The sequence below is a fragment of the Marinobacter sp. UBA2498 genome (genome assembly GCF_002341575.1).
Lineage (GTDB): Bacteria > Pseudomonadota > Gammaproteobacteria > Pseudomonadales > Oleiphilaceae > Marinobacter > Marinobacter manganoxydans.
Map to the genome: position 1 here is coordinate 1 of NZ_DDOI01000061.1, position 12,197 is coordinate 12,197.

Below are 12,197 nucleotides of genomic sequence, written 5' to 3' on the forward strand. Positions count from 1 at the left end.
GCATCAACGAATCCGACATGATTCTGCTGCCCGAAGACGAAACCGCCGTTCTCGACCCGTTCACCGACGTGGCCACGCTGAACCTGCGTTGCAACATCGTTGAGCCGACTACCATGCAGGGTTACGAGCGTGATCCGCGCTCCGTGGCGCTGCGCGCCGAGGAATACCTGAAGTCCACCGGTATCGCCGACAGCGCCCTGTTCGGTCCGGAGCCGGAATTCTTCGTGTTCGATTCGGTACAGTGGAAGTCCGACATGTCCGGCGCCATGTACAACATCTACTCCGAAGAAGCGGCCTGGGTATCCGCCGATGAGTTCGAGAAGAACAACATCGGTCACCGCCCCGGCGTCAAAGGCGGCTACTTCCCGGTACCCCCGGTGGACAGCCTGCACGACCTGCGTGGCGCCATGTGTTCCGCCATGGAGCAGATGGGCCTGGAAATCGAAGTGCATCACCACGAAGTGGGCACCGCGGGCCAGTGCGAGATCGGTGTGGGCGCCAACACCCTCACCAAGAAAGCCGACGAAGTGCAGATCCTCAAGTACTGCGTGCACAACGTGGCCCACGCCTACGGCAAGACCGCCACTTTCATGCCCAAGCCGCTGATCGGTGATAACGGTTCCGGTATGCACGTGCACATGTCCCTGGCCAAAGACGGCAAGAACCTGTTCGCAGGCGACAGCTATGCCGGCCTGAGCGAAGCGGCACTGTACTATGTTGGTGGTGTTATCAAGCACGCCAAGGCCATCAACGCCTTCACCAACCCGGCAACCAACAGCTACAAGCGCCTGGTTCCGGGCTACGAAGCACCGGTTATGCTGGCCTACTCCGCCCGCAACCGTTCGGCCTCCATCCGTATCCCGTACGTGAACAGCCCGAAGGCGCGTCGTATCGAAGTTCGCTTCCCTGACCCGGCGGCCAACCCGTACCTGGCGTTCGCGGCGCTGATGATGGCCGGCCTGGACGGCATCCAGAACAAGATCCACCCTGGCGATGCCATGGACAAGGATCTGTACGACCTGCCGAAGGAAGAGGCGCTGAGCATTCCGAAGGTTGCCGAAACCCTGTCTGAAGCCCTGGACTGCCTGGAAGCGGACCACGAGTTCCTGACCCGTGGCGGCGTATTCACCGAGGACATGATCGCGGGCTACGTGGATCTGAAGCGCGGTGAAGTCGAGAAGCTGAACATGACCACTCACCCGGTCGAGTTCGATCTGTACTACTCCTGCTAATATCTCTCTTTAGAGAGAAAGCAGACAAGCCCCGCCCTCGTGCGGGGCTTTTTTTTGAGCAAAAGCACAGTGCCTGCAGCCCTTAACGATATGTAACCAACATCCGGGGCTGCAGACGTTGAAAAGACCCCGGGCGCCACCGATAATCGGGGAAACCCAATAACAGGTGAGCTTATGAATCCAAAGTCTGGATTGGTTACCGGCCTTCTGTTTTTTCTGGCGATTCCGGTCTCGGCCGAGGTTTATCGCAACGTTGATGCCTACGGCAACGTCACCTATTCTGACGAGCCCAGCGAAGGCGCTGAAGCGGTAGAGGTCAAGCCGGTCACGACGATCACCCTGCCCAAGCCAGAGGCTGTGCAGGAAACCGAAAAGCTTCGTGAAGAAGTTCAGCGAGAAGGCGCTGCCTACGAAAGTCTGTCCTTCGCCTATCCGGATAACAACCAGGCGTTCTACAGTGGCAGCGGCGATGTCCAGTTCGAGGTGCGCAGCACCCCCGGCCTCCAGCCCGGCCACAAATACGAAGTGACCCTGGACGGGCAGCCTGTCGGGCAAAGCACCTCCGGCTCAATCACCGTCAACAACGTGTTTCGTGGAACCCATGAAGCCCGGGTCCATATCGTGGATGAAAACGGGGTTCAGGTAAAAACCGGCTCACCGATTACCTTCACGGTTCACCGTCCTTCCGCTCTGAACTAGCCAAGCCGCCCACATATCCGCACCATTTTGGTGCGATCGCACCAAAAAGCAGCCATACTCTGATCAGCAACGGGGCGCATTTTCCGGACTGATCAGAGGCTTTCTTTCCATTTGCACCAGCTTACGGCACTTTTCCGCGCCAATGTCCCCTTTTGCCCGCACTTTGCTCATTCATTTGTGAACCTGGCTAAAGTGGTTCGCTTTTTGCAAAACTCCGGAGGTCACACTTTGTCGAACCAACGGGATTCACGCATGGCATTGCCTTCGGCCCAGCAAAACGGATACAAGAGCATTCTCGACAGCCTGACTACGGCCGTCCTGGTGCTCGAGGATAATCTGAGCATTCAGTATCTTAATCCGGCCGCCGAAAGCCTGTTCGAAACCAGCATGACCCGAAGCCAGGGCCAGCCCTTCCAGGACATTCTGGTCGAGTCCGAAGACGCCCTGAAAACCCTGTTTGCCGCCGTCCGTAACGGGCAATCCTACACTCGCCGCGAAGCCGAGTTTCTGCTCGCCAGCGGCTCCCGACTCACTGTGGATTATTCCGTAACGCCCATCAGCCTGGAACCAACAGAACTGCTGATCGAGATTCAGCCACGTGACAGGCTAATGCGGATCAGCCGGGAGGAGGACATTATCTCCCAGCAGGAGACCACCCGCATTCTGGTTCGGGGCATGGCCCACGAGATCAAGAATCCGCTGGGTGGCATACGGGGCGCTGCGCAGCTCCTTGACCGCGAGTTGAACAGTGAAGACCAACGGGAATACACCCGGGTCATCATTGACGAGGCGGACCGCCTCAGAAGCCTGGTTGACCGGATGCTGGGCCCGAACAAGGCGCTTAAGCTGGCGCCAACTAACATCCATGAAATCCTCGAACGAGTGGGTACGCTGCTGGAGGCTGAAAGCAAAGGGCGGCTGAACTTCGAACGGGATTACGACCCCAGCATTCCAGAGTTCAAGGGTGATAAAGAGCAACTGATTCAGGCATTCCTGAATATTGCCCGGAACGCTATGGAGGCGGCCTTCGAAAACCAGGGCGGTCACAGTTCCGAGGAGCCGCCGACAATCACCTTCCGCACCCGCACCCTGCGCCAATTTACGATTGGCAACCGACGCCATCGGCTGGTATGCCGGGTCGACGTTATCGACAACGGCCCCGGCATTCCGCCGGAGCTGGTGCAGAACATTTTCTATCCGATGATCAGTGGCCGTGCCAGTGGCACCGGTCTGGGCCTTTCCATTACCCAGAGCATCATCGGCCAACACCGCGGACTGGTTGAATGCGAAAGCGAACCAGGCCGAACCGACTTCATCATCTTCCTGCCTCTGGAGGACACCCCATGAGCCAACCGGCGAACGTCTGGATCATAGACGACGACCGCAGTATTCGCTGGGTGCTGGAGCGCGCCCTTAACCAGGCCGGTATGCAGCCCCGAGTTTTTGACAGTGGTGAAAGCATCATGATGCGGCTGGAGCACGAACAGCCGGATGCCATCGTCAGCGATATCCGCATGCCCGGCGTTGACGGCATCACCCTGCTTTCCCAGATTGTGGACGTTCACCCGGACGTGCCCGTGATCATAATGACCGCCCACTCTGACCTGGAAAGCGCCGTCACCAGTTACCAGACCGGGGCCTTTGAATATCTTCCCAAGCCGTTCGATGTGGACGATGCCGTGGCACTGGTCAAACGCGCTGTGGCCCATAGCCACGAGAAGCGGGCCAGTGGTGAGCCTCAGGCCGAGATGGCCCAGCGAAACGCCGAAATTATTGGTGAAGCACCGGCCATGCAGGAAGTTTTCCGCGCCATTGGCAGGCTGTCCCACTCCAATATTACCGTGCTGATCAACGGCGAGAGCGGCACAGGCAAGGAGCTGGTGGCTCAGGCACTGCATAACCACAGCCCCAGGGCCAACCACCCGTTCATTGCCCTGAACATGGCCGCTATTCCAAAGGACCTGATTGAATCCGAACTGTTTGGCCACGAAAAAGGCGCCTTTACCGGTGCCGGCGCCGCCCGACAGGGTCGTTTTGAACAGGCCAACGGCGGCACCCTTTTCCTCGATGAAATCGGCGACATGCCCGCCGATACCCAGACCCGCCTGCTGCGGGTATTGGCCGATGGCGAGTTCTATCGGGTTGGCGGCACCACCCCGATCAAGGTGGATGTCCGGATCATCGCCGCCACGCATCAGGACCTGGAAAAGCTGGTTCAGGCCGGCAGCTTCCGGGAAGACCTTTTCCACCGCCTCAACGTTATCCGCGTGCATCTGCCAAAGCTGGCCGAGCGGCGGGAAGACATCCCCCGCCTGATGCAGCACTTCCTGAAACGGGCCGCAAAAGAGCTGGCCGTAGAGCCGAAGATCCTGCGTGAAGAAGCGGAAGAATACCTGACCACCCTGCCCTGGCCGGGCAACGTCCGCCAGCTGGAGAACACCTGCCGCTGGCTGACCGTCATGGCCAGCGGTCGCGAGATCCACATTGATGACTTGCCCCCGGAATTGCTGCACCAGGCAGAAACACCGACCACCGGGACAACCTGGCAGGAAGGCCTGAAAAACTGGGCCGAACAGGAACTCAAGCGGGGCAAGAAAGGCATTCTCGATACGGCCGTGCCCGAGTTCGAGAAAATCATGATCGAGACCGCCCTGAAGCACACCGGCGGCAGACGCCGTGATGCGTCAATACTTCTGGGCTGGGGACGGAATACGCTGACCCGGAAGATCAACGAACTGGGGATGGACCATCCGGAACACGAAGACGACTGACGATTGGCGAACCGCCGGGGTTCGTTGATGTTTTGGGGCAGGACTCAGGTCCTGCCCTTTTTTATCGTTCCTGCCAGTAGATCACTCTGTCGTGGCCCCGATAGACGCCGAATGTCGCGGTTGCTTGCGGATTTTCCTCAACACCGTCGCCGTCGAAGTCAGACTGCCAATATAGAGGCACGGGATATTCAACCTGAACATTACCGGTGTTACCTTCTCCCGGCGCAGTGAGACGGATCGGCGCTCCAGCGGCAGGCCGACCGCTATTGATTGTCCCTGAATTGGCATCCACGGAGGTGTTCGGAGGTATGTCCGTTATCACCGCATCAGCGGTATTGTAAGCCCAGCAAATTTCATCACTGTGCAGCTCAAAATCAGTCCCGTTCCAGATCTGGACTTCAAACGGCATCGCCAGATCGAGGGTTTCAGGGCCATAAGCGTTCTCTAAAACCATTCGACCATAACGAATTGAAGCGGTTGGGTAGGGCACGTGCGCCTCACAAAGAGGTTAGCCGTTGCCCCCCCACCGAACCGTACGTGCACATTTCTATGCATACGGCTCTCCAACAAGCTTTTTCCGGAAAGCGCGTAGGTCGGGTAGTGTCCCCTTGTGCAGATCACGGTGGCAGTCAAAGCATAGGACCAGGGTCTTTCTGCGTCTTGCCATCATGAGCCTTTTCCATGGCTCCGTACCCTTCGAGATGTCCTTCAGTTTGCGCACATGGTGCACTTCCAGACGACCCGAGGGTTGGGTGCAGTATTCACAGACACTAGCATTCAACCGGTCAAGCAGCTCCGTTCGCCCCGAGTATTTATAGGGGTTGGGGAGGATATCCACCTGACCTGGCCTAGGTGCAGCCCGGTTTTTCAGCTTAAACACCGTTGTTTCGAAGACTTTATCCCCTCGCCACTCCTTGAGAACAAAGGAGCCGTCCCCTCTTTTGAGTTGACTGGCGATTTTGGCCCTGCTCGTCTTGTGCTTTGCAGCAAGCGTTTTGAAGAGACTGTTCTGCCATATCCACTCTACCTTATTCAGGTAGAATTGCGGCGCGAGGTTGTAGTAGTTCGCAAAGCCTCTCAGCTCTGCGTTGTACTGACCAACAATCTCGGTGTCGCTATGGAATAGGAGCGCCTTCTTGGCCAACGCCTTTCCTGAGTCATAGAGACCGTAGCCCTTAAGCTCCACGAACTTCTGCGCTTTTTCCCGAGGAACCCCAAGATGTACGTGCTCGGTAATGGTACGTTTAGTTCCATGCACCTTGCTTCCATCAGCCTTATGACTGACCACGCACTTTACCCTCTTGCTTTCGCGCCGACAGACGACGGAATAGCCTAGAAAGGTAAATCCTTGTTTTGGGTCCACGATGCCAGATTTCTCTTGCGAGATTTCCAGCCTCAACTCCGTTTCCACGAAGCGGGTGACGTCTGCCATGATTGCTTTCGCTTCCTGCTTAGTGCCAATGACACCAATCAAAAAGTCGTCCGCATATCTGACATACCTCAGACGCTTGAAGCCGGGGTCGTCCATCAGCACACTGCTCATGTTGCCGAGTCTTTCCCCCCATTCCTGAATCTCACGCCGCCATATAGCAGCCTTTTCTTCAATTATGTCGCTTCGCTCTTTGAGCCATTTTATCCGATTACTCCGATTGCACAGAAGTTTTCGGTATTCAGGGTTGGGTCTTCTCCGGCTGCCCATGCTGAACTCCTTGACCTTACTCACCATGAACTCATCGAGTTCGTGCAGGTAAATGTTGGCCAGAATTGGAGAGATAATCCCTCCTTGAGGTGTCCCGCTGTGCGTGCCGTAGTATCGCCAGTCTTCCATGTATCCGGCCTTCAGAAATCTCCGAACCAGGTTCAGAAACTTTCGGTCATCAACACGTTTGCTCATAAAATGCAGCAAGCGATCATGGTCGATATTGTCGAAGTACCCTTTGATGTCTACGTCACAGACCCATTTGGTTCCCTTCCAGCTATCCCTTATCTCATTGAGGGCGGTATGACATGATCGGTTTGGCCGAAAGCCAAAGCTCCAATCTGAGAAGACCGGTTCATAGATCTCCTCCAACAACATCCGCATTACTTCTTGGATGAGTTTGTCATCACCATTTGGCACCCCCAGAGGTCTGGTTTTGCCTTTTGGGTTCCTCGGGTCTTTCGGTATCTCCACTCTGCGGCAAGGACTTGGTTTGTAAACTCCGGTCTGGATCAAGTAGATCAGATGAGTCACCCGGTCTTCCCCGAATCCATCCAGCGTGTTTCCATTTACCCCTCGGGTCAAAGCCCCTTTATTGGCGTAAATGTTCGCATACGCTTGAGTCCACAAGTCCCTGTTGCTACACATGATCTTGTGCAGCTTCCTTACCTTGGCTCCACTTTTACTCGCTTTGCCTATACCACCTAGCGCATTGAGTGTTCTTTGAGATAGCACTGACTATCGAACCTCGCTCTATTGGCATGTTCTTGTCTGACTCCCTTCCCCCTTACGGTTGGACTTTCATTACTATTGCTAGAAACTTATATCCAGCTTTCAGGTCAGGTTGGTTACTGACTGCTAGACCCGTTACAGGTCAACATTGGGTACTACGAAGTCTCCGTTGCCGTGCAGGCCCATAGTTGAGACCTGTTTAGGCAATCCCGCATTTCTAGGTAGTCAAGGTGCGTCCCACTTAGGTTCCACTTACGTCCCCTTAACACTCTCACCGAGCGCGTGTCACGTGGTTGGTTAGCCGGGTGTTCTAATCATCTCCCCGACTACACGTGAAGTGACCTCTCAAGAGTCATAGGTCACTGATATCCCGAAACCCACAAAGGACTATGGTTCAACCAATCAGGCTTAACCGTATGGGACTTGCAATGACGGGCGCAAGTTAGACTCTTTCACCGCCACCCGCCTTTTCCTGACATGCTGCACTCCCCTCCCTCTTTCGAGGTTCAAGCCCATTACTGGGCGAGGATAAGTCAGGTTTGCAATAGGCCTACCAACAGCCTATACTTGTAGCACGAATGCCGTAAGTGCCTGATTTACCTAGCAAAACGGCGCACCTAGAACGGAATGTCATCATCGAAATCATCCACTGGCTCCGGCATGCTGCCCTGAGACGGCTGGCCGCCATAGTCGCCCGACTGCCGCTTCGATGGCGGACTGTTCTGCTGCCCGCCCTGGGCGCTATAGTCTGACTGCTGCGGCCGACCCGCGGGGGCGCCCTGGTTCGCACCGCCTTCGCCGCCACGGCTGTCCAGCATCTGCATCTGGCCATTGATATCCACCACAACCTCGGTGGTATAGACATCCTGCCCTTCCTTGTTCTGCCATTTGCGGGTCTGAAGCTTGCCCTCAATATAAACCTTTGAGCCCTTTCGCAGGTACTGTCCCGCAACTTCGGCGATCTTGCCGAACATGACAACCCGGTGCCATTCGGTTTTCGGCACCAGCTGACCGGTCTGACGATCCTTGTAGCTTTCGTCTGTTGCAAGGTTCAGGTTTACTACGGCATTGCCGTTGGGGGTGTAGCGGGTATCCGGGTCCTGTCCCAGATTACCGATTAGGATTACCTTGTTTACGCCTCGTGCCATGTTCTGCTCCTGACTCTGTTTTCAGGGACGCCCGCGTTCCGTGCGAGCCTCCGGATTTCAAGAATTGTTAGCCTGCCGGACAAAGGAAAAGTCCGCAAGTGACGCTTCATCAAATTGCTGACGATCCACCTTAAGATAGGCGGTGGCAGCGTCTTCCACAATCACCACATCCTGAACGCCCGGAAGGCGGCGGAGATTGTCATCGATGTCGTCGTACTGGTCGTTCATTACCTGCTGCAACTGTACCACGAAACTTGTGGTGTGGCCGGGCGCGGGCATGGTGAGCGCTATCAGCAGCCAGAGGCCCAGCACTACCACCATGAACCAGAGCACGCCCTGCAGCCCGGCTACCTCCAGGAGGTAGCCGCCGAATGCGCCCCCCAAAAACGCGCCCATGAACTGGGAGGTGGAGTACACCCCCATTGCCGTGCCTTTGCTTGCAGCCGGCGCCTCCTTACTGATCAATGACGGCAGACTGGCTTCGAGCAGGTTGAAGGCCATGAAGAAGAAAAACAGCACAGCCCAGGCCGCAACCAGGTTGCTGGAAACACCGGTAAACCCGGCAGTAGCCAATGTCAGCAAGGCAATTGCCCCACAAAGCACGGGTTTCATCCTGCGCTTTTTCTCGCCAATGATGATGAACGGCACCATGGCGAAGAAAGACGTGACCATCACGCTCAGGTAAAACCACCAGTGTGACCTGCTGGCAAGGCCAAATTGCTCCTGAAGCATGGAGGGAAACACCAGAAACAGGGCGGTCAGCACCAGATGCAGTGCGAAGATACCGAAATCCAGCCTGAGCAGGCGCCCGTCTGAAAGCACGCGCCCCAGCATCTCCCGGGCAGGATGCGTGTCGGGGCTGGTCTTGTGCTGATGGGGCGTCGGAACCACGCGGTTGACGATCACCAGCGCCACCACGGCCAGTGCTGCCGTGGCGTAGAAGATCCCGGACAGTCCCCACCAGGCTCCGAGAAGGGGCCCAAGAACCAGCGATACCGAAAACGACAGGCCGATGGTGATCCCCACCGTTGCCATGGCCTTGGTCCGCTCTTCCTCGCGAGTCAGGTCACTGAGCAGCGCCATCAGCACACTGGCGATCGCACCGGCGCCCTGAAGAATCCGACCGGCAATTACAACGTATATGGAGTCCGTGGCTCCGGCCAGCAAACTGCCTGCGGCAAAAAGTACCAGCCCGATATAGATCATGCGCTTTCGGCCAACCCGATCAGACAGCATGCCGAAGGGAATCTGCAACAGGGCCTGACTGAGTCCATAGGCGCCTATAGCGAGACCCAGCAGTGCGGGCGTTGCATCCTTGAGATCCTCGCCCAGCAACATGAATACCGGCAGCACCATGAACAGTCCGAGCATGCGCATGGCGTAAACAGACGCCAGGGCGAATACGGAGCGTTTTTCCAGCGCATTCATGGCAATTACGTACCTCAGCCGGGGTTGAAAGCGGTCAGATTGAGGGCAGATACCCATCGCAGGCGGCGCATTGTAACAGAAGGGGCGCTGACGGGGGACAACCCGCGTGATGCTGGCCCCGGTATCATTTTCGCCGCAGCGGGCCCAACGCGGTATAATTTTCGTTTTTATCCGAGCGAGGTGTTATGGACCATATCCAGATCAAAGGGGCACGAACCCACAACCTGAAGAACATCGACCTGGATATGCCAAGGGACAAACTGATCGTGATTACCGGCCTCTCCGGTTCCGGTAAATCGTCCCTTGCGTTCGATACGCTCTATGCTGAAGGGCAGCGACGTTATGTGGAGTCGCTGTCTACCTACGCCCGCCAGTTTCTCTCGATGATGGAGAAGCCGGATGTGGACCATATCGAAGGCCTGTCGCCAGCGATATCCATAGAGCAGAAGTCCACTTCCCACAACCCTCGCTCCACCGTTGGCACCATCACGGAAATCTACGATTACCTGCGCCTGCTCTTCGCCCGCGCCGGGGAGCCCCGGTGCCCTGACCATGGCCAACCTCTGGAAGCGCAGACCATCAGCCAGATGGTAGACCAGGTGGTGGCCATGCCAGAGGACAGCAAACTCATGATCCTGGCACCGGTAATCCGGGATCGGAAAGGCGAACATCTGCAGGTTATCGAAACCATGCGCAGCCAGGGCTTTATCCGCCTGCGCGTGGACGGCACGGTTTATGACATCGACGATGTGCCGGCCCTGGACAAAAAACGCAAACATCAGATTGATGTGGTCGTCGATCGGTTCAAGGTCAAGCCAGGCCTGGAGCAGCGGCTTGCCGAGAGTTTCGAAACCGCCCTGGACCTGGCGGACGGGATTGCCCTTGTGGCGCCCATGAGTGGTGAGGGAGAAGAACAGACCTTCTCCGCCCGTTATGCCTGCACCCAGTGCGGCTATGCCCTGAGCGAGCTCGAGCCGAAACTGTTTTCCTTTAACAACCCGGCGGGTGCCTGCCCTACCTGCGACGGACTGGGTGTTAAACAGTTCTTTGATCCCGAAAAAATTGTCCAGCACCCGGAAGCCACTTTGGCATCCGGCGCCATCAAGGGCTGGGATCGCCGGGCCGTCTATTACTTCCAGATGCTGGGCAGCGTGGCAGATCACTACGGCATCAATCTGGAAACGCCCTGGGCGGATCTCCCCGAGGATTTTCGCAACGTGCTGCTGTTCGGCTCGGGCGATGAGGATATCCCATTCCGTTATGTGAATTCACGTGGCCATATCATGGAGAAGGCACATCCATTCGAGGGCATTCTGCCAAACCTTGAACGGCGCTACCGCGAGACCGATTCACAGAGCATGCGGGAGGAGCTCGCCCGCAATCTGAGCACCCAGCCGTGCAAAGAATGCGGCGGCTCACGACTGCGCCGCAGCGCCCGCCACGTCTTTATCGAAGAGCACAATATTTCCGATGTCACCCATCTCCCGGTGGGTGACGCACATGATTACTTCGAAACCCTCGCGCTACCGGGTCGAAAAGGTGAGATAGCCGAAAAAATTCTGAAGGAAGTGCGGCAGCGCCTTCAGTTCCTGGTGAACGTCGGGCTGGAATACCTCACGCTTGAACGAAGTGCCGATACACTCTCCGGGGGTGAGGCGCAGCGTATTCGCCTGGCAAGCCAGATCGGCGCCGGGCTGGTAGGCGTCATGTACATTCTTGACGAACCCTCCATCGGCTTGCATCAACGGGACAATGACCGGCTTTTGGCCACCCTCACCCATCTCCGGGATCTGGGCAATACCGTGATTGTTGTCGAACACGATGAGGATGCTATCCGCGCTGCAGATCATGTCATTGATATCGGACCGGGTGCTGGCGTTCATGGCGGCAAGGTTATCGGCCAGGGCACACCGCAACAGATCATCGACAACCCCGATTCACTTACCGGGCAATACCTCAACGGCACCCGGGAAATCGCCATTCCCAAACAGCGCAACAAAGGCAGCGGAAAAACTCTGACACTGTCAGGTGCTACTGGCAACAACCTGAAAGACGTTACGCTCGATTTGCCCCTGGGCATCATGACCTGCGTCACCGGTGTATCCGGGTCTGGCAAGTCCACGCTGATCAACAGCACCCTGTATCCGGTAGCTGCCGCCAAACTCAACAAGGCCACCAGCCTCAACCATGCCCCCTACCAGTCGCTCAAAGGACTGGACCACCTGGACAAGGTCATCGACATTGACCAGAGCCCCATTGGCCGCACCCCCCGCTCGAATCCCGCCACCTACACCGGCCTGTTCACTCCCATCCGTGAACTCTTTGCCGGAACACAGGAGGCACGTTCCCGGGGTTACAAACCTGGCCGATTCTCTTTCAACGTCAAAGGTGGTCGATGCGAGGCATGCCAGGGCGACGGCGTGATCAAGGTAGAGATGCATTTCTTGCCGGATGTCTACGTGCCCTGCGACGTCTGCAAGGGCAAGCG

Annotated in this window: 9 protein-coding genes; 5 read left to right on the forward strand and 4 right to left on the reverse strand. The window is 56.8% G+C overall.

Features of this window, described 5'->3' with window-relative positions; translation table 11 throughout:
- From glnA to ntrC, 4 genes are all read left to right on the forward strand, one after another.
- Nucleotides 1-1,232, forward strand: a 1,232-nt coding sequence (glnA, locus tag B2W52_RS07750; protein ID WP_286802300.1) for a type I glutamate--ammonia ligase, incomplete at its 5' end; no start/stop codon positions are given.
- A gap of 174 nt (nucleotides 1,233-1,406) precedes the next feature.
- Complete coding sequence (locus B2W52_RS07755) at nucleotides 1,407-1,931, forward strand: DUF4124 domain-containing protein (RefSeq protein WP_053114314.1); 525 nt, start codon at nucleotides 1,407-1,409, stop codon at nucleotides 1,929-1,931.
- 252 nt (nucleotides 1,932-2,183) lie between these two features.
- Nucleotides 2,184-3,278 carry a nitrogen regulation protein NR(II) gene (gene glnL / locus B2W52_RS07760; RefSeq protein ID WP_286802303.1) on the forward strand — a complete coding sequence of 365 codons (1,095 nt, stop codon included), beginning with the start codon at nucleotides 2,184-2,186 and terminating at the stop codon, nucleotides 3,276-3,278.
- Nucleotides 3,275-4,702 (forward strand): nitrogen regulation protein NR(I), encoded by a 1,428-nt coding sequence (gene ntrC, locus B2W52_RS07765; protein WP_286802306.1) that lies wholly within the window; start codon nucleotides 3,275-3,277, stop codon nucleotides 4,700-4,702. The genes glnL and ntrC overlap by 4 nt, the downstream gene beginning before the upstream one ends.
- Before the next feature lie 61 nt (nucleotides 4,703-4,763).
- Here ntrC and B2W52_RS07770 read toward each other — a convergent pair whose 3' ends face one another.
- The 4 genes from B2W52_RS07770 to B2W52_RS07785 all read right to left on the reverse strand — a co-directional run bounded on the left by B2W52_RS07770 (nucleotide 4,764) and on the right by B2W52_RS07785 (nucleotide 9,709).
- A complete protein-coding gene (locus tag B2W52_RS07770; protein WP_139216055.1) occupies nucleotides 4,764-5,192 on the reverse strand; it encodes a DUF6701 domain-containing protein in 429 nt (142 codons plus the stop codon).
- A 57-nt stretch (nucleotides 5,193-5,249) separates the two neighbouring features.
- Nucleotides 5,250-6,935, reverse strand: coding sequence for a reverse transcriptase domain-containing protein (locus B2W52_RS07775; RefSeq protein WP_273018321.1), 1,686 nt, complete (start codon nucleotides 6,933-6,935; stop codon nucleotides 5,250-5,252).
- Between the two features lie 815 nt (nucleotides 6,936-7,750).
- Entirely contained in the window at nucleotides 7,751-8,281 is a 531-nt protein-coding gene (gene ssb / locus B2W52_RS07780) for a single-stranded DNA-binding protein (RefSeq protein WP_286802312.1), read from the reverse strand.
- A 57-nt stretch (nucleotides 8,282-8,338) separates the two neighbouring features.
- On the reverse strand, nucleotides 8,339-9,709 hold the full coding sequence (locus B2W52_RS07785; protein WP_286802315.1) for an MFS transporter: 1,371 nt from the start codon (nucleotides 9,707-9,709) through the stop codon (nucleotides 8,339-8,341).
- 185 nt (nucleotides 9,710-9,894) lie between these two features.
- Here B2W52_RS07785 and uvrA point away from each other — a divergent pair.
- The coding region (uvrA, locus tag B2W52_RS07790) for an excinuclease ABC subunit UvrA (protein ID WP_286802318.1) at nucleotides 9,895-12,197 on the forward strand (2,303 nt) is incomplete at its 3' end.

What these genes read in the sequence shown, in the direction of transcription:
- B2W52_RS07755 (WP_053114314.1), top strand. Translation starts at nt 1,407, where the DNA reads ATGAATCCAAAGTCTGGATTGGTTACCGGCCTTCTGTTTTTTCTGGCG.
- glnL (WP_286802303.1), top strand. Translation starts at nt 2,184, where the DNA reads ATGGCATTGCCTTCGGCCCAGCAAAACGGATACAAGAGCATTCTCGAC.
- ntrC (WP_286802306.1), top strand. Translation starts at nt 3,275, where the DNA reads ATGAGCCAACCGGCGAACGTCTGGATCATAGACGACGACCGCAGTATT.
- ssb (WP_286802312.1), bottom strand. Translation starts at nt 8,281, where the DNA reads ATGGCACGAGGCGTAAACAAGGTAATCCTAATCGGTAATCTGGGACAG.
- B2W52_RS07785 (WP_286802315.1), bottom strand. Translation starts at nt 9,709, where the DNA reads ATGAATGCGCTGGAAAAACGCTCCGTATTCGCCCTGGCGTCTGTTTAC.